General features: G+C 58.1%; 19 protein-coding genes and 3 tRNA genes. 12 read left to right on the top strand and 10 right to left on the bottom strand.

Going from position 1 to position 15,278, the window contains the following annotated elements; translation table 11 throughout:
* The first annotated feature begins 31 nt into the window (after positions 1–31).
* Positions 32–1,222: a pyridoxal phosphate-dependent aminotransferase gene (locus ACZ5PA_RS09375; protein WP_464930073.1), complete on the top strand. Its 1,191-nt coding sequence runs from the start codon at positions 32–34 to the stop codon at positions 1,220–1,222.
* Here ACZ5PA_RS09375 and ACZ5PA_RS09370 read toward each other — a convergent pair.
* On the bottom strand, positions 1,203–2,153 hold the full coding sequence (locus ACZ5PA_RS09370; RefSeq protein ID WP_464930072.1) for a mechanosensitive ion channel family protein: 951 nt from the start codon (positions 2,151–2,153) through the stop codon (positions 1,203–1,205). The genes ACZ5PA_RS09375 and ACZ5PA_RS09370 overlap by 20 nt on opposite strands.
* The gene (locus ACZ5PA_RS09365; protein WP_464930071.1) at positions 2,150–3,067 is read right to left on the bottom strand and encodes an MBL fold metallo-hydrolase; all 918 of its coding nucleotides are present in this window, start codon (positions 3,065–3,067) and stop codon (positions 2,150–2,152) included. Before ACZ5PA_RS09365 ends, ACZ5PA_RS09370 begins: the two co-directional genes overlap by 4 nt.
* A gap of 100 nt (positions 3,068–3,167) precedes the next feature.
* Between ACZ5PA_RS09365 and ACZ5PA_RS09360 the strand changes: the two genes are divergently transcribed.
* Positions 3,168–3,286 (top strand) — tRNA-Val (locus ACZ5PA_RS09360).
* 34 nt (positions 3,287–3,320) lie between these two features.
* Here ACZ5PA_RS09360 and ACZ5PA_RS09355 read toward each other — a convergent pair.
* Genes ACZ5PA_RS09355 through pyrE form a run of 3 tightly spaced genes read right to left on the bottom strand, consistent with a single transcriptional unit; the run spans position 3,321 to position 5,793 of the window.
* Positions 3,321–4,277 carry a M42 family metallopeptidase gene (locus ACZ5PA_RS09355; RefSeq protein WP_464930070.1) on the bottom strand — a complete coding sequence of 319 codons (957 nt, stop codon included), beginning with the start codon at positions 4,275–4,277 and terminating at the stop codon, positions 3,321–3,323.
* A 47-nt stretch (positions 4,278–4,324) separates the two neighbouring features.
* A complete protein-coding gene (locus ACZ5PA_RS09350; RefSeq protein ID WP_464930069.1) occupies positions 4,325–5,218 on the bottom strand; it encodes a beta/alpha barrel domain-containing protein in 894 nt (297 codons plus the stop codon).
* A complete protein-coding gene (gene pyrE, locus ACZ5PA_RS09345) occupies positions 5,212–5,793 on the bottom strand; it encodes an orotate phosphoribosyltransferase (RefSeq protein ID WP_464930068.1) in 582 nt (193 codons plus the stop codon). The genes ACZ5PA_RS09350 and pyrE overlap by 7 nt, the downstream gene beginning before the upstream one ends.
* 197 nt (positions 5,794–5,990) lie before the next feature.
* Here pyrE and ACZ5PA_RS09340 point away from each other — a divergent pair.
* Both ACZ5PA_RS09340 and ACZ5PA_RS09335 read left to right on the top strand, forming a co-directional pair.
* Positions 5,991–6,103: transfer RNA gene (locus ACZ5PA_RS09340), tRNA-Glu, on the top strand.
* 177 nt (positions 6,104–6,280) lie between these two features.
* Positions 6,281–6,369: transfer RNA gene (locus ACZ5PA_RS09335), tRNA-Glu, on the top strand.
* A gap of 403 nt (positions 6,370–6,772) precedes the next feature.
* Here ACZ5PA_RS09335 and ACZ5PA_RS09330 read toward each other — a convergent pair.
* The gene (locus ACZ5PA_RS09330) at positions 6,773–7,534 is read right to left on the bottom strand and encodes an enoyl-CoA hydratase/isomerase family protein (RefSeq protein ID WP_464930067.1); all 762 of its coding nucleotides are present in this window, start codon (positions 7,532–7,534) and stop codon (positions 6,773–6,775) included.
* Positions 7,535–7,696: 162 nt separating this feature from the next.
* Entirely contained in the window at positions 7,697–7,870 is a 174-nt protein-coding gene (locus ACZ5PA_RS09325) for a hypothetical protein (protein ID WP_464930066.1), read from the bottom strand.
* Between the two features lie 420 nt (positions 7,871–8,290).
* On the opposite strand from ACZ5PA_RS09325, the gene ACZ5PA_RS09320 reads away from it, so the two are divergent.
* On the top strand, positions 8,291–8,515 hold the full coding sequence (locus tag ACZ5PA_RS09320) for a hypothetical protein (protein ID WP_464930065.1): 225 nt from the start codon (positions 8,291–8,293) through the stop codon (positions 8,513–8,515).
* Here ACZ5PA_RS09320 and ACZ5PA_RS09315 read toward each other — a convergent pair.
* Positions 8,492–9,841, bottom strand: coding sequence for an acetyl ornithine aminotransferase family protein (locus ACZ5PA_RS09315; protein ID WP_464930064.1), 1,350 nt, complete (start codon positions 9,839–9,841; stop codon positions 8,492–8,494). The two genes, ACZ5PA_RS09320 and ACZ5PA_RS09315, sit on opposite strands and share 24 nt — an antisense overlap.
* A 197-nt stretch (positions 9,842–10,038) precedes the next feature.
* Here ACZ5PA_RS09315 and ACZ5PA_RS09310 point away from each other — a divergent pair, with 197 nt between their 5' ends.
* Positions 10,039–10,701, top strand: a complete 663-nt coding sequence (locus ACZ5PA_RS09310) for an ACT domain-containing protein (protein WP_464930063.1) — start codon at positions 10,039–10,041, stop codon at positions 10,699–10,701.
* Here ACZ5PA_RS09310 and ACZ5PA_RS09305 read toward each other — a convergent pair.
* Positions 10,653–11,651, bottom strand: a complete 999-nt coding sequence (locus ACZ5PA_RS09305) for a TIGR00269 family protein (protein WP_464930062.1) — start codon at positions 11,649–11,651, stop codon at positions 10,653–10,655. The two genes, ACZ5PA_RS09310 and ACZ5PA_RS09305, sit on opposite strands and share 49 nt — an antisense overlap.
* Positions 11,648–11,863 (bottom strand): hypothetical protein, encoded by a 216-nt coding sequence (locus ACZ5PA_RS09300; RefSeq protein ID WP_464931280.1) that lies wholly within the window; start codon positions 11,861–11,863, stop codon positions 11,648–11,650. Before ACZ5PA_RS09300 ends, ACZ5PA_RS09305 begins: the two co-directional genes overlap by 4 nt.
* Before the next feature lie 67 nt (positions 11,864–11,930).
* Between ACZ5PA_RS09300 and thyX the strand changes: the two genes are divergently transcribed.
* Genes thyX through ACZ5PA_RS09270 form a run of 6 tightly spaced genes read left to right on the top strand, consistent with a single transcriptional unit; the run spans position 11,931 to position 15,220 of the window.
* Complete coding sequence (gene thyX / locus ACZ5PA_RS09295; protein WP_464930061.1) at positions 11,931–12,662, top strand: FAD-dependent thymidylate synthase; 732 nt, start codon at positions 11,931–11,933, stop codon at positions 12,660–12,662.
* Entirely contained in the window at positions 12,635–13,507 is an 873-nt protein-coding gene (locus ACZ5PA_RS09290; RefSeq protein ID WP_464930060.1) for a hypothetical protein, read from the top strand. Before thyX ends, ACZ5PA_RS09290 begins: the two co-directional genes overlap by 28 nt.
* 23 nt (positions 13,508–13,530) lie before the next feature.
* Complete coding sequence (locus tag ACZ5PA_RS09285; RefSeq protein ID WP_464930059.1) at positions 13,531–14,103, top strand: 50S ribosomal protein L15e; 573 nt, start codon at positions 13,531–13,533, stop codon at positions 14,101–14,103.
* Positions 14,100–14,432, top strand: coding sequence for an RNA-binding domain-containing protein (locus ACZ5PA_RS09280; RefSeq protein WP_464930058.1), 333 nt, complete (start codon positions 14,100–14,102; stop codon positions 14,430–14,432). Before ACZ5PA_RS09285 ends, ACZ5PA_RS09280 begins: the two co-directional genes overlap by 4 nt.
* Positions 14,416–14,943, top strand: coding sequence for a hypothetical protein (locus tag ACZ5PA_RS09275; protein WP_464930057.1), 528 nt, complete (start codon positions 14,416–14,418; stop codon positions 14,941–14,943). The genes ACZ5PA_RS09280 and ACZ5PA_RS09275 overlap by 17 nt, the downstream gene beginning before the upstream one ends.
* Entirely contained in the window at positions 14,936–15,220 is a 285-nt protein-coding gene (locus ACZ5PA_RS09270) for a hypothetical protein (protein WP_464930056.1), read from the top strand. Before ACZ5PA_RS09275 ends, ACZ5PA_RS09270 begins: the two co-directional genes overlap by 8 nt.
* The last annotated feature ends 58 nt before the right edge of the window (positions 15,221–15,278 follow it).

Below are 15,278 nucleotides of genomic sequence, written 5' to 3'. Positions count from 1 at the left end.
CGTTTTATATAGGGGACTTCTCCCTCCTCCTATGAGGACTTTATCCGAGAGGCTGGTCCACCTCAGGGAAAGCCCCACGAGGAAGATCGACGCGTTGAGGGAGAGGCTGAAGCGTGAGGGAAGGGACGTCATAGTCCTCTCGGCGGGCCAGCCCAGCATACCGCCCCCCATAGAGGTAAGGCGCAAGATGGCCGAGCTGTTGCAAATAGACAGCATGGAGCTCTACGGCTATACCCCCAGCCAAGGCATCTACGAGCTCAGAGAGGCCATCTCCGAGGACTTGAAGAGGCTGGGAGGACTGGACGTGCCGCCCGACCAGATAACCGTCACGGCGGGGGGCCAAGCAGCCATGTTCTCCACCTTGGCGGCGATAATTCGGCCCGGCGACGAGGTCGTGTTGATGGACCCCACGTACTTCGGCTATAAGCCCCTCATAGAATACTTCGGAGGGAGAGTAGTAAGACATAGGGTATACTTAGAGGAGGGCTTCCAGCCCCGCGTAGAGGAGCTCAAGGGGCAGATCTCGCCGAGGACAAAAGCAGTGGTGTTGGTAAGCCCCGACAACCCCACCGGCAGGTTGTTGAGCCCCGAAGCCGCTAAGGCCCTCGCCGACCTCGCAGTCGACCACGACTTCTGGCTCGTAGTTGACGAGGCCTACAAGACTATGATATACGAGGGGGAGCACGTCTACCTCTACAAGCTGGCGCCGGAGCACGTGATCTCTATAAACACGTTCTCCAAGGACCCAGCCATACCCGGCTGGAGGCTGGGCTACGTCTACGGGCCCAAGGAGGTCGTGGACAAGGTCAAGTTGTTGAACGAGGAGATGGTGTACTGTCCGCCGTCGTTCGCGCAGAAGATGGTGGCTGTATACCTCAAATCGGAGATCAGGTTTAAGTACATCAAGGAGGTTGTCGCGGCCTATAAGGCGAGGCGCGACATCGCCGTCGACGCGCTCAAGCGGTACGTGCCCGAAGGGGCGTTCGTCGTGCCTCAAGGCTCGATGTTCGTATTCGTAGACCTATCGAAGTATATAACTGATGGCGAGGCCTTCGCCCAGAGGCTCTTGGAGGAGTACTCGGTCGCCTTAGTCCCCGGTAGCTATTTCGGCGAAGCGTACAAAGCCGCAGTTAGGATCTCCTTCGTGGCCGAAGGCCCCGAGAGGCTCGTCGAGGGCATAAGGCGTATGGGCGAGGCGCTTTCTACTTACAGACGCCCCTAGTGAGGCAGAGATAGCGTTGCTCCTCTGCTTTTATCAACGCATCTCTGAACTTCAATAGCCTCTTGAGGGCCTCCGACTTCACGGCCCGCCAATCCTCGCCTCTGGGCACGGCCAATCTCGCCAACACTATGACGTAGTCCTTATCGCTTTGCTCGTTGAGGTACACCGCCTTGACGCCTAGATCCGATAATAGATCGCGGATTTGTCCTTCGAGTTTGTCCAAGTCCACCACAGAGAGGGGCAGCTCGACGCGTACGTTGATCAAGAGCTCCTGCGCCCACTGCGGCGTCGACTCGTCTATAATAGCGCCGCCTAGGATTATGGAATTGGGTATTTTCAACTCTCTTCCCACGTCCGTTACGATCACGGTGTAGAACAAGTTCACCTCCACGACCTTTCCCTTAATGCCCGGCGTGATGTAGTCGGGCGAGAAGAACTTATAAGCGGGGAGGTTGGCGAATTGATAGGGCACTTGCCAATTGAGTACTCTCACGACGTCGCCGACGCGCACGAAGTTCGTGGCTATGACGAGTATTCCCGCGAAGAGGTTGCCCAAGGTTGGCTGCAAGGCGAGGCCGAGGACTATGCCTGCCACCGTGCCGCCCAGTAGCGCTATTTGGCTTATGGGCCCTATCTTGAGGAAGCCGGCGGTTATTGCGGCTATATAGCCAATTAACTTAAACGCGTTCCCCACGGAGTATGCCCTATCCCCTATCCTGGGCCTCAGTTCGCTCACTAGGTAATCGCCAAGGGCCTTGACGGAGGCGGTGCCGCCGCCTATGATTATCGCCGCCTTAGCTAGATCGAAGACATACGCGGGCACGCCCGGGAACCTCGCGGCCAAGAGATCCACGAAGACGTAGATCACCGCGCTGATCGCGCCAATAGAGATAAGCTCCGAGACGACCTTTAAGAGGGCGCGCGCCCTCATTCCTCCTCGTCGTCCTCCGCGCTCCTGAGCTCGGCGGGCATTAGTCTATAGAGATCCCTCCTGCGCGCCTCGAGCAACTCGTCTTGTTTGCCCAAAAGCCCGGCGTAGGTCTTGACCTCGACGCCGGCCTTGGACGCGGCCTCGAAGACTTGCGCGAGCTTTTCCCTCCACTCCAGATCCCTCAAGGCGTGGTGGGCGATCACCAACATCGTCAAGCCCGGCATGGAGGCCAGCTTGGCGAGGTTCTGGACCCCAACGGCCCACTCCACGTTGTTCAGATAAGTCGGCGGGCCGCCCACTATGGCGACGGTCGGCGCAACGGTATACGCAAAGCTAAGGGCTGCGTCGTTGGCGGGCCCTTGGACGTCCGGCATGAACAAGAGCCTCTCCTCCCTGTCCTCGACCACGAACGCTATCACGTAGCCGGTCTTGGCCCCCTCGGGCCCATGCGGCAACGGGGGCGACACGGTCACGGCCGTCCCGCCGAATCGGTAAGTCTTGCCGTCGGCGTACTCCAGCCTAGCTATGGGCTCCACCGCTTTCTTGAAGCCGTGATGGCGTCTCCGTTGGCTCCAGTTGATACCCTGCGGCGATTTCGCCAAGACGAGTTTTCCCCTATATATCTGTACGTACGTGGTCTCGTCGGTGGCCATGTACTCACTCCTATACCACGGCGTGAAGTGGTCTCTGTGATAGTGGGACACGGTGATCACGTCGGCCGACGAGGCATACTCGACGATCTTCGCGCGTAGCTCTCTCACCCGTTCCAGCTCCAACGGGTGAGGCGGGAGGCCGAAGCGGCGCGGCGAGAGCGAGATCCCGGCGTCGAAGAGTATCGACACGTGCTTAGTCTGTACGAACAACGCCATGGACCTCACGCCGAGGCTCTCCTCGGCAAGTGGTATTATCTCCACGAGAGCTCGGGCGGGTCGATAAAAAACGATTTTCGTAGAGCCAATCGCCGCGCGGGATCGCGGAGGAAAAACTTAAACCCCGCTTGTTCAAGACCCGTGGGGGCCCGTAGTCTAGCGGCTAGGATTGAACGCTGTTCCCTAAAGCCCGCCTTACACGGCGCCCGCGCTTAAAGGGCTTAGGAGCGCGGGAGATCCCGGGTTCGAATCCCGGCGGGCCCACTCCTCCAGTCGTCTGCAAAACGCTACGGCTCACTCAAATACGCTGGAGCTCCTCGGCGAGCGCTGCTATGAGCTCCACGGCGTATTTTAGATCATCTTTGTGGGCCATCTCGACAGGGGAGTGCGAGTACTTGCTCAATATGCCGATGGACACCGCCGGAATTCCTGATACGAAGAAGGCAGCGGCGTCCGTCCCCCCGCCGCCTGCGCCTATCTGAACAGGGATGCCCCTCTTCTTAGCCACCTCCAATACTTTCTTGGCCAACTTGTTGTTATAAGCGCCGTAGTTGTCGAAGATCCTAATAACGGGGCCATTGCCGGGCTTAACGCCGCCCGTGAAGTTGGGGTGGCAACACGCCATGGTGTCGATTATTATCGCGCTCCGCACGTTGGATCTGCTCGCCAAGGCCCTGGCTCCCATTAGGCCAACCTCCTCTTGCACCGTCCAGACGAAGGTCGCGTCGACGCCTCTCTTGTAGGCCTCTATCAATGCCCAACAGCCGGCTCTATCGTCTATGGCGGTTGCCGAGACGAAACGGCCCATCTCGGCGTACTCCCTCTTAAACGCGGCGGGCATCATGGGCGTTACGCCCATGGACTCCGCCTCTTGCCTAGAGGTAGCGCCTATGTCTATATAGAGGTCTTGCCAAGAGGTCTGTTGTTGCTGTTGTTGGAAGTGAGGGGGTTGAACGCCTATCACGCCCTCGACTCTGACCCCCTCGCCGTATAGGACCACGCGCGAGCCGGGGAGTATTTTGTCGTCCACGCCGCCCACTTTCCTGAACTTGAGCCTCCCGTCGTCCTCGACGGAGGTCACCAGAAGGCCTACCTCGTCCATATGCGCCACGAAGGCCACGCCCGACTTGCCGCCGACCAACACGTTGCCGAAGTCGTCAACTTCGGCCCCGCCCACGGCCTCCAATATCCTCCTCCTCACGTCCTCCTCGAAGCCCGACACGCCAAACGCCTTGGTCAGAACTTCGAGGCTCATGAATGGGCGCATGCACGTCTTTTTTTGAGTTTGTCCCACGTAGACCGCTACAGGGCGGATCTGGCAGCCGCGGCGCAGGCGTTCAGCAGTCCGACTAGCTGGGGGCCGTAGTAGAGTATGCCGGTCAACACCTCGACGGCGTCGGCGAATTTTAGGACCGCCCTCGCTTGTTTACAGCTCATCACGCCGCCGACGGCTATTATGGGGACGTCTTTGCCTAAATACGACCTGGCTTTCTCGAGCATTCTCGTCATGAGGGGGTAGAGCCAAAGGCCGCTTACGCCTCCCATCCCGGCGCCCAGGTGCGGGTCCGCCGCGGGCAAGGTATTCGTGATCACCAATCCGTATCCTCTCTTTTTAGCCAATTCGAAAAACGCCTTGAGTTCCGACGAGGGCCCCACCTTGATGAAGAGGGGCTTCTTGGACTCGAGCAACGGCGCCGCCCGATCCCATAAGCCCTTATAGGTCGGGCTGGACAAGTTGACCTCTACAGCGAGTACGTTGTGCCCGTGCCTCTCCACGTAACGTATCTGCGCCAAGAGCTCCTCCGCGGTGAAGCCGGCCACGCTCACGAACAACGGGTAGTCGACGCCTGAGATCCTCGAGATGACCACCGGCAGGCCGGGGCTCGGGAGGCCCATGGCGTTGATCAAGGAACGCGGCCTCAGCCTAGCCGCGAGCGGAGGCTTGTTACCCCTCCTGGGCCTCGCCGTGGTGGAGCCGACGACTATGAAGCCTGGACAGAAATAGGACAAGGCCCTCGTGTATAGCCCCTCCTTGTCGAGGCCGGCGGCAATGCCCACAGGCCCGTTGGTCTCCACCCCGCCTATCCTCCAGCTAGTCCTCTTACCGCAACGAGGCAACGGCACGGCGAAAAGGGCCTTGCCCAAACGCCTAGTCACCTCGGGAGGTATCCTCTCTAAGATATCTGCGATCAACACTTGAAGCTCTCCACGTACTCCTTCACTTGGCGGTATCTAGCAAGCCCTATCAAGTCCTTGATCTCCTCCAGGACGTCGAGTATCCTATATACGGCCTTCACGGGCACGCCCGTCGTCCCCTCGACTCTCCGCACGCCGCATTGCTGTCTGTCCAAGAAGACGGCGGCCGCCACGACCTTAGCGCCGGCCTCTTTGAGCTTGTCTATAGCGCTCACCAAGGACTCGCCTGTGGTTATCACGTCGTCCACGACGACGACGCGGGCCCCCATCCATATGGCCCCCTCTACCTCCTTCCTAGCGCCGTACCACTTCCTCTCCTCCCTCACGTACGCTATGGGCTTGAACATGTTGAAGCCTAGTATCGAGGCGTAGGGTATGCCGCCGGTCGCCACGCCTGCTATCACGTCGAAATCGACGTCATTGAGCAAATTGCCGTACTTGGCGACCACCCACCTCAGTAGATCGGGATACGCGAGTACTTGCCTTAAATCCACATAGTAGGGGCTATACCCCCCGCTCGAGAGCTTAAAATCGCCGAACTTGATTATCTCGCGTCTGACGAACTCGTCCCACACATCGGCCTCACATGGTGCTTTATATAAACTCTACTGGCGAGGGCTACGGCCTCGGCGAAAAACGCCGGCAACTTATGCGCGGCCCTCCGGCCGTCACGCTCGGCGCGCTTGCCGACGGAAATCGTCGAAGCGCTCCGAGCGGCAGATCGGCTTTACGCCGAGAAATGCTTTTATAGATCGGGGCAGTTATCGCCGAGGCCCCGGTCGTCTAGCCCGGTCAAGGATATGGGCCTTTCGCGGCCGCGCCGAGGAGAGCCCAGGACCCGGGAAGGCGAAGGCCTCGGGATTTCAAATCCCGGCCGGGGCACCAACGTTGCTCGTTCTGTTGTCGACGAATCCGCTAAGCGCGGCGACCCGCTTGCGAGCAACGCGCAGCCTCCTCGTGTCGCGCTTAGCGGGGAAAAGGATATATACCCGTTATGAATCCTCCGACAAGGCCCCGGAGGGGCTGGCCGGGCGACGTCGGGGGCCGTGGACTGGCACCCCAACCGGTCGTTTAGCCCGGCCAAGGATGCGGGCCTCTCGCGGCAATGCCGGAAAGAGCCCGTGACCCGGGTTCAAATCCCGGCCGGGGCACTATTAAGGCATCGAGTCTCTGGACTCCAGTCGAATTCATGGACGCGTCCGTCAAGAGGATATAGGGGATTGAAGATCGTGAGGATGGTGAAGCAATGTAGGCTCACCGCGTTTATGAAAACCCATAAGCGCAGCTTAACACGCGCGCTGAAATATTATGACGATAACGATGAGGAGTAGCATGCTGTTAGTAGGGTTGCGCATACAGCCAGGTGGCTAGCCCTGTTCGGCGGCTGCTTGGCGGCGCGCTCCCAATTGAAGTCGAGCGAGTAAGCGCCCGCGCTTAAGCGATAGGCAAGCCGACGAAACCCGCGCATAAGCCTCACGCTCTGCGTCATGGACTTCGCGTGGGGCATAGGGCCTACGCCGAGCAGAACCGAGCTTAACCCGATCAACCCAAAGGTTAAATGGTCTCATTGTGCTTACGCCTCCGCCTCTCCTCGATGAACTCCGACATCCTCCTCTTGGCGTCTTGGGCTATCGACATTAGGGTTAATTCTCTGATCGCCGTCCTCAAGGCCTCCTTGTTAGGCTTGGTCCACTCCTTAATGATCCTTATCGAGCTGGGGCTCGTTCTCCTTATGCTGTTAACCACCTCTTCGACCTTTTCCATGAGCTTATCTCCGGGCACTACGTAGTCCACAATGCCTAATTCCTTGGCCTCCACGGCGCTTATAGGGTCCCCCGTTATGGAGAGCCTCCTCACAAGCCTAAAGCCCAAGGCCTTGGACCCGATCGTTATCATCATCGGCGGTATCAAGCCCAGCCTGCCCTCCGGCACTGCGAACGACGCGCCCTCTGCGGCTATCACCACGTCGCAGAACAACAGCAATTCCATGCCGCCGCCGTATGCCAGCCCGTTGACCGCGCATATTACGGGCTTTTCGCAATCCACAACGGCCTCCACGGCCGAGTACAAGGTGTTGAAGAATTCCTCAGCCTCCTCCACACTCCTTAACTCGTACATGGCGTATATGTCGTCGCCTGACGAGAACGCCCTGCCGATCCCGGTGATTACTACGGCATCAACCCCCGAGTCGCCGCACAAGGCCTTCACGGCATTGCCCAAGGACGACCAGGAGGGCTTATCGAGAGCGTTTAACCTCTCGGGCCTATTAAGGATTATGAAGCCAGTCTTGTCCTTGACTTGAACCTCGACGACCATCGATTAGGTTCGCAGCGCCGGCGTTATTAAGTTTCAAAACACGCAGCAGAGAGCCCCACATCGTCGGTTAAGACCGGGAGCCAACGGCCTCAGCCCATTCAGACGGCCGGCGTGGCTCGCGCTGGGCAAGCCCCGTCTTTGGGAGGGCCCTTATCTCTGCGATTAATTACGTAGATAGGGTGCCGAGTTGTTCAACCCCATCGAGCTCGTGTACGCCGCGTCCATCAACGCCTTAACGTACGCCATCGCCTTACTGGCGCGGCGATATGGGCTGACTGCGACGACGGCAAGCCTCGCGGCGCGCAAGATCTGCGATTGTGACGAGTTCCAGGACACGATCGCGGATACGGCTATAATAGAGGACGACCGCCGGAAAAGCATCCAATTAAACTTCCATTCGCGCCGGCTCGCCGCTCGGAAGGGGATACCCAACGTAGTGCGAGGGTCTGCTATAACTTCTCGATGTCAAGAGTCCAACGCGCCGAGCTGTGCTGATGGACGGCGAAGAAACCAATAAATAACCGTCGAATCCGAGAAGATATAAGCTAGCGCTGATGGATACTACACTTATAATACACAAAAAGAGTAACAATACTCGTATTATATTGTATATATATATCCAGTATCAATATCAGTGAGACTAATATAAACATATATTATATTATACGATTGATTTTTATTAAATTTAAGAGATGGCCGTTTTTATGTCCGAATGATTTAAAATGTTGTTTTTAAAAGCAACATCGGTATATTTACATGTACTGGGTGTTGGTGGACAGGAAGGGGGGCAGGGTCCTAGTGACGGGCCGCCCCTCGGATGTCGAAGAGCTCGGCTGGGAGGTGGTGTACGAGACCGAGACGTGGGACGAGGCGTACGAGGCCGCCTTGCTCATAGCGGACGAGGAGGACCTCGTCTTGGAGTGGTACCTCGAAGACGTCGTGAAGAGGAAAAAGGCGTTAGCGAGCCTTAAGAACTCCTAGCAATATATCGACCCCCTTTAACGCCATATCTCTAGGAATCACCAACGGAGGGGCTATCCTGATAGTGGAGAAGCCGGCCCCTATCACCGCCAAGCCGCGTTTGAAGCTCTTGACGAGGACCTCCTCCAAGTTCTTTGCGGGTTTCCCGCCCTCGTCTAGTAGCTCGACGCCGATCATAAGCCCCAGACCTCTGACGTCGTGCCTTCCCTTGAGCTCCTCGGACAACGCCCTCTTGATCTCATCGCCCAAGCGCGACGCGTGCTCCAATAAGCCCTCCTCCTCTATGACGTCCAACGTCGCCAAGGCAGCCGCGGCGGCCACGGGATTTCCGCCGAAAGTATTGGCGTGGGATCCCTTGGGCAACGACATGACCTCCTCCCTCCCTATTATGGCGCCCATGGGCAGCCCCGACGCTATGGCCTTCGCCGTCGCGATTATGTCGGGCTCCACGCCAAAGTGCTCCACGGCGAACCAACGGCCGGTCCTGCCGAAGCCGGTCTGCACCTCGTCGACGGCTAGGAGGATCCCGTGCTCCTTGGTCAGCTCGCGTAGCCCTCTCATAAAGCCTCGCGGCGGGACCACATAGCCCCCCTCGCCTTGTATCGGCTCTATCAACACGGCGGCCACTTCGTCGGGGCTCACCAGCCTCTTGAAGACCCACTCCTCGATGAACTCGAGGGCGTACTGTCCGCACTCCTCGGGGTCCTTGGCCTTAAAGGGGCAGTGGACAGGGTGGGGATACGGCACATGGACGACGTTAGGCATCGCGGGCGAGAAGTACTTTCTGTGGATCGGCTTAGAGGCGCTCAACGACATCGAGGCGTAGGTCCTCCCGTGAAAGGCCCCGTAAAACGCTATTATATAAGGCCTTTGCCCCTTAAAGTAGCCCCGCGCTATTTTGACGACGCCTTCTATCGACTCGGTCCCGCTGTTGGTGAAGAAGACCTTCTTTCGCCCCGATATGGGGGCTATCGAGACGAGCCTCTCGGCCAAACTGACTGCTATCTCGTAGTAGAAATCGGTGAGGGAGTAGTGCAAGAAGAGCTCGGCTTGTCGTTTTATTGCCTCGACGACCTTGGGATGGGCGTGGCCGGTCGCCGTGACGGCGATGCCGGCGTTGTAGTCTATGTACAAGTTCCCGTCGACGTCCTCAACCACGGGGCCGTAGCCCCTCGCTATGACTAAGGGATACCACCGCACGAAGGACTGCATCAAGACCGACTCATCCCTTTTGACGATATCAAGCGCCTTGGGCCCCGGGGGCTCCACCCTAATTAAGGGCACCTTATCGGGATCTATCTGGGGCCAATGCCATTTGGGCGGCATGTATTTACCGAACTACTTCTATTAAAGTTATATAGCCCTATTTAGTCACCTGGCTCCTAAGTCGACATCGGGCGAAGCCCTTCCGCAACCCAGCCCCGATCACCATTCTCGAACCGCATAAATGATTTAAACATATTCCCGCGGGCGCCCGCCCTCTGTCCGGGGATAAGTTTTTAAATAAGGCGTAATGCTGAGCGATGCTGAACCGCGAGATCTACCTCATTATCAACAACTTAGGCGGCAAGATAGGCGAATACCTCGTGGAGCTAAACTTCGACCAGCCGGGCATCTTGGCCGCCCTCTCGAACGTATTCGCCGACAGCAACGCCAATATATTGAACATAGCCCTAGACTCGGGGCGGACCAAGATGCACTTCATAGTGGACGTGACCTCGGTGGACGAGCAAGACCTCGAGGAGCTCCCCAAGAGGCTCGGCATGTTTGCCTTCGTGAAGAAGATCCACTACAGGGTCTCCTCCAGGAGGATCTTCGTCCCCAGGTGGATCACCCACGTGATAAACAACGAGCCGGCGGTGGCCATCGAGAGGGACTTCGTGGCGAAGCTCTCCGATCTAGACAGAATAGCGCTGGACATGGCCAAGAGAGACGCCGAGATAGTCAAGTCGGCCCTCCAAGACGGCGACTTGGAGGAGCTACGCGAGGCGGCCTACGTAGTGCAGTTGAGGGGCCTAGCCACGGTCCAAGAGGACAACAGCAACAACAACGCGGTCAATATAAAATACTGCAGGACCGTCTATCCGTTGTTTAGGCGCTACATAGACACGTTCATTTCGTCGATCTCCAACAGAGGCTACAGGCTGGTGGACGAGGGGGGTTGCGTCAGGCTCCAGATAGCTTGATGTCTGAGATAGCCCTCTAGGAGGCCGGCCTTTTCGAAGATCTCGCAAGTCCTGCAGACGTCTCTCGCCGAGAGGGCCCCGCAGTATTTACACCTCCTATAGCCGCCCTCGGCCTTGAGCAGCTCGCCCAGCCGTTTGCCAAAGCTCACTAAGTTGTACTTAACGTGGGGGATCCTCTCCTCGAGCTCCGCCAGCGTGAACTTGAGGCTGTATCTGGGGTTGTTGTAGACGTACGGGCACTCCAGCTCCATTAGAGGAATACCGCGGTAGTGCGCATAAACGGCTATCTCCTCCTCTCTTATATACTTCAATGGTTTTATGCGCCTTATTAGGTCCTTCTCCTCGGCGCCCTCTAGGTCGAACCAAGCGAACCTCTTCAAGTTCCCCATGAGCACGTTCAACAAAACTGTCTGCGCCTCGTCGTCGAGGTTATGCGCTGTGGCTATCTTGGTCCAACCGCGCCTCTTCCCTATTAAGTTCATGGCCCTTCTGCGCAACACGCCGTCGATAGTGCACATGTGGATTTCTACGCCCCTTTTCGAGAGGCCCTCGGCGACCTCGAGAGCCGAGTATCCGAACACCTCCTTGAAGGTGTAGACTGAGTACGTTATGCCGTAGCGCTCCGCGAGGGCCCTCACGAAATCAGCCCTCGACATGCGGTAGAAACAGCTATAGGGATGGCCCTCGTTGATGGTGAAGGCCTCGAGCTCCACGCCCTTTAAGCGCCCCTTCTCCTTGAGCCGTCCCAATAAGTCCAAGAGCACTAAGCTATCCTTGCCGCCCGATATGGCTATCGCCACTCTATCGCCCGGCTCTATCATCCTCTCGTCCCGTATAGTGCGCCATACCTTCTCCTCTATAGACTTGAACAGACACTGGAGGCAGAGCCTCTCGCCGCTAGTCCGGCGAAAGAACTGCGCAGGCCTTTTGCCGCAAGAGTCGCAAATCATTGTATATGGGGAATTCCTCCGTGTTTTTTCTCGGCCCTCTCTATCTGGATAGTGTACGTATCCAGCCGAGTCCTGAAGATGTAGAACACAGTGCCGCAGTGTTTACAACGGGCTATCATCACGGTGTTCTCCGGCCCTTTATGCCTGTAAGTATGCGGCGGCGGCATCGCCTCCCATTCGGGGAGGTTACAGACGGGACAAACGATGGACACGACGGCTCCTCGAAGCTAGTATAAAAGTGATATGCGAGCTGTTTTTTATTGGGAGTCTGGACACTACGTGAAGTTCGTGAGGCCGTCGGCGGTCCTCATAGGCCGTTGGGGCTCGGAGGAGTTGGTCTCGGCCTTCGCAGACGCGCTATACCGCGGCGTCCCCTTCGAGGAGGCCTTGAAGGCCCAGACTCCCGAGCTTGTCGCCAAGAGGATATCGGCGTTTTATAGGCAGGGCCATTGGTCGGTCTTCGAGTTCATGGGCGCGCAGTTCCTGGTGGAGTGCTCCCGCGCTTGCCACACGCAGTTCATCAGACACCGCATGGCCTCCTACTGGGCCGAGTCGCAACGTTATGTGGATTATGCGAAGAGGGAGATCAGATTCGTGGTGCCGAGCGGGTTCCCCGAGGACGTCTTGAGGAGGGCCTACGAGGACTACCTCAAGTTGCGGGAGTCCTTCCGCCCCGAGTACGCCCGCATGGTTCTCCCCAACGCCGCGGCCGTGAAGTTCGCGGTCCAGATGAACGCCAGGGAGCTCTTGTTCAACTTCGTCCCCCTGCGTTGCGCCTCGACCGCCCAGGCGGAGATAAGACACGTATGCTGGCAAATGCTCGCCCACGCGTGGGACCTCTGGCCCACCCTGACGAGGCTCGTGTGGGAGGACTTGCCCGCGCTCCATAGGGATTTCTGCACTAAGGTGCCCAAGGGCGAGGACTGCCGCCTATACGCCATAGAGGACGCCGAGAAGGCGCACGGGCCGTTGCCCAGAAAGCCGTGGGTTGGACAAATCGCAAGGTCCTAATAAGGGGACTCGAACCCGGCTCGGCGTATTTGGCATATCTCTTCGCCAAATCGGGCGACCGAGTCGTGGTCCAGACGACGAGGCCTGGGGACGTCTACATTTACGACGTACCTCCCCCCAACCTCTTCATGAGGAGGCGCTTCCTCGAGGACCTCTTATTCGTGGAGTTCGTCGAGTCGGCCGATCAGGATAAGTTCGACGTAGTGGTCGACTCCTGCGACGTCGAGATGGACTTGGAGCTCTACAGAGGAGAGGAGGCGGTGTATGTAGAGGGCGATCCCTGGCTCTCCGCCACGCTCTCGTTTTCCAGAGGCTTGCCCGCGCCGGATCTCGTGGGGTTGCCGGTGGAGAAGACCAGCGCGTTCAAACGCGTCGAGGTGAAGATCCGCGAATACGAGGGCGCGCCGTATACGCTCTGTAGGGCAGTCGACAGCTCGTCGGGAAAGCCCTATAGGCCGATGCGGGCTCTCGAGAGGGTATACCTAGCCGCCGATATTTTCAAGGAAATTAAAGGGCTTGGCCCGCGGCCCAGGGCCCTCAAGCTGGAATACGCGGTGGGGCGCGACGTCTTTTTCATGGGCATAGGGATGGAGGCCTCGGGGAAGATCTCTCGGGTCGCCGCGGGCGGCATAACGGCGTGGGTCTACGGCGAGGCGGGGAGGACTAAGTACGTACTGCTCAAGGGCGAGCGGCGTTATTTCGAGAACGCCCTCCGCTTGTACAACGCGCTTAGACTCGACGAGTACTTCTACCTCTACGACTTGGGGGCCGAGAGAGGGGCGTTGAACATAGCGTCGCTCGGGCACCTCATGCGCTTCATGAGGCGCCGGCATGGGAAAATATAAAAACGCCGTAGTGCTCTAGCGCGATGGCCAAATCCGCGTACGCCTACATGGCGATGTGGTACTCCAAGGAGGGCAGAGAGGTCGAGGAGAAGGTCATGCGGGAGAGGCTGATAAAATGGCGCAAGGAGCCGGCCATCGTCAGAGTGGACAAGCCCACTAGGCTCAACAAGGCCAGAGCCTTGGGCTACAAGGCCAAACAAGGCGTGGTGGTCGTGAGGGTTAGGCTCAGGAGAGGGCCCTTCAACAGGAGGAGGCCCGACTCGGGTAGGAGGCCTAAACGCATGGGCGTGTACGGGATAACCTTGTGGAAGAGCTGGCAACAAGTAGCCGAGGAGAGGGCCGCCAAGCGTTTCCCCAACCTAGAAGTCTTGGGCAGCTACTGGGTTGCCGACGACGGCATGTACAGATACTTCGAGGTGATAATGATAGACCCCAACGCCCCGACAATAAGGAACGATCCGGATTACGCGGGCATAGTGGGCAGGGAGGCCAAACGCAGATGGAAGGCCAGGAGGCTTAGACAGAGGCAGAAGAAGCTGATAGAGAAACTACGCGAGACGCTCCTCCCCAAGCTGAAGTCCCAGGATAAAGGGTGAGATGCTTTGCGGAGATAGAGGTCTTAGTGCACGCCACCGAGGATTTAGATAGGGTTGTAGAAGCGCTTAGGTCCTTCTTCGGGGATCTCCCCTACGTCATCCAAGCGCTGGAGGGCCATTACGGGAACCCTATCTATTTGATCACGGCGTTTCTGGACGACTGCCGGCGGTTGTTGGAGAAGCTATGTCCCCACGTTCAACCCCCGCCGGGACAAGAGCGGGAGTGGTACATAAGGCTCGACAAACAGAAACTGGTCAAGGGCGTGGTGACCCCCTCGAGCTCCGACGACGTGGTCAGGATAAGGGTGAGAGGTGGCGGATGTAATTAGGATAAGGAGAGGGTTCGTGGAGTGGGACCTACGCGATCCCTCGGCCGAGGACCTCCTATGGGAAGTGGGGGTGAGGGTTGCATTGGTCAGACGCGGCGTAGTCACCCAGAAGATCGCGCCGGTGGTCAGGGGCGTCGACGTGGGCGTTGCCGACGTGCCGAATAGGTCCAAGTTCAACGTATTGGTCCACAAGGAGGACGTCCAGATCCTATCGGTGAACCCGCGCGAGGTCCTCACAAGAGATCAAGTGAAGACCTCCTTGAAGATGGGCAAGTACATAGAAGTAAAGCTGAAGCCGTTGTTGAAGGACTTGGAGCTCCTCGCAGAGTGGCTCGAGGTGCTGGAGCCCGACAATACCCTGTTCGCCACTCCCGTCGAATCGCCGAGCGACGTCAAGTCGCCCTTGGACGTCGAGAGCTTGCTCGTGGAGTTGACCGGCGATAGCTCTTGGAGGCGCCCCCTCAGGAACGGGCTCAACGCGCTCGTCGACCTTCTGGTGTCCCATGTATAGGTACCTCATCATTAGAGCTGACGACGCCTTAACGTGCCTCAACGACTTAAGCGAGTTGTTCATCGCGGTATTCGGCATGAAGTACAAGGTGCTCAAGTTCGACGTAGTGGGCGTGTACGACGACGTGGTAGTAATAGGGGTGCCGAGAGGGCTGGTCCAAAGGGCCAGGGCCCTCGTGGCCCTAATGGAGGGGTGTAGAACGGTCAAGGTCAGAGGCACCGTCAAATCGGCGAGAAGGACCGCGACGTCTATAAGGCGTAGGCCGCCAAACGCTTAAATATCGAGACCTCGGCCATCAACGGTGATGACGGGTATCAATTCGCGCCGTATATGGC

It is taken from the genome of Thermoproteus thermophilus, from assembly GCF_055392855.1.
This window is presented reverse-complemented; position numbering and strand designations above follow the sequence as displayed.

What these genes read in the sequence shown, in the direction of transcription:
- ACZ5PA_RS09375 (WP_464930073.1), top strand. Translation starts at nt 32, where the DNA reads ATGAGGACTTTATCCGAGAGGCTGGTCCACCTCAGGGAAAGCCCCACG.
- ACZ5PA_RS09370 (WP_464930072.1), bottom strand. Translation starts at nt 2,153, where the DNA reads ATGAGGGCGCGCGCCCTCTTAAAGGTCGTCTCGGAGCTTATCTCTATT.
- ACZ5PA_RS09355 (WP_464930070.1), bottom strand. Translation starts at nt 4,277, where the DNA reads ATGAGCCTCGAAGTTCTGACCAAGGCGTTTGGCGTGTCGGGCTTCGAG.
- ACZ5PA_RS09330 (WP_464930067.1), bottom strand. Translation starts at nt 7,534, where the DNA reads ATGGTCGTCGAGGTTCAAGTCAAGGACAAGACTGGCTTCATAATCCTT.
- ACZ5PA_RS09320 (WP_464930065.1), top strand. Translation starts at nt 8,291, where the DNA reads ATGTACTGGGTGTTGGTGGACAGGAAGGGGGGCAGGGTCCTAGTGACG.
- ACZ5PA_RS09315 (WP_464930064.1), bottom strand. Translation starts at nt 9,841, where the DNA reads ATGCCGCCCAAATGGCATTGGCCCCAGATAGATCCCGATAAGGTGCCC.
- ACZ5PA_RS09310 (WP_464930063.1), top strand. Translation starts at nt 10,039, where the DNA reads ATGCTGAACCGCGAGATCTACCTCATTATCAACAACTTAGGCGGCAAG.
- ACZ5PA_RS09305 (WP_464930062.1), bottom strand. Translation starts at nt 11,651, where the DNA reads ATGATTTGCGACTCTTGCGGCAAAAGGCCTGCGCAGTTCTTTCGCCGG.
- ACZ5PA_RS09285 (WP_464930059.1), top strand. Translation starts at nt 13,531, where the DNA reads ATGGCCAAATCCGCGTACGCCTACATGGCGATGTGGTACTCCAAGGAG.
- ACZ5PA_RS09270 (WP_464930056.1), top strand. Translation starts at nt 14,936, where the DNA reads ATGTATAGGTACCTCATCATTAGAGCTGACGACGCCTTAACGTGCCTC.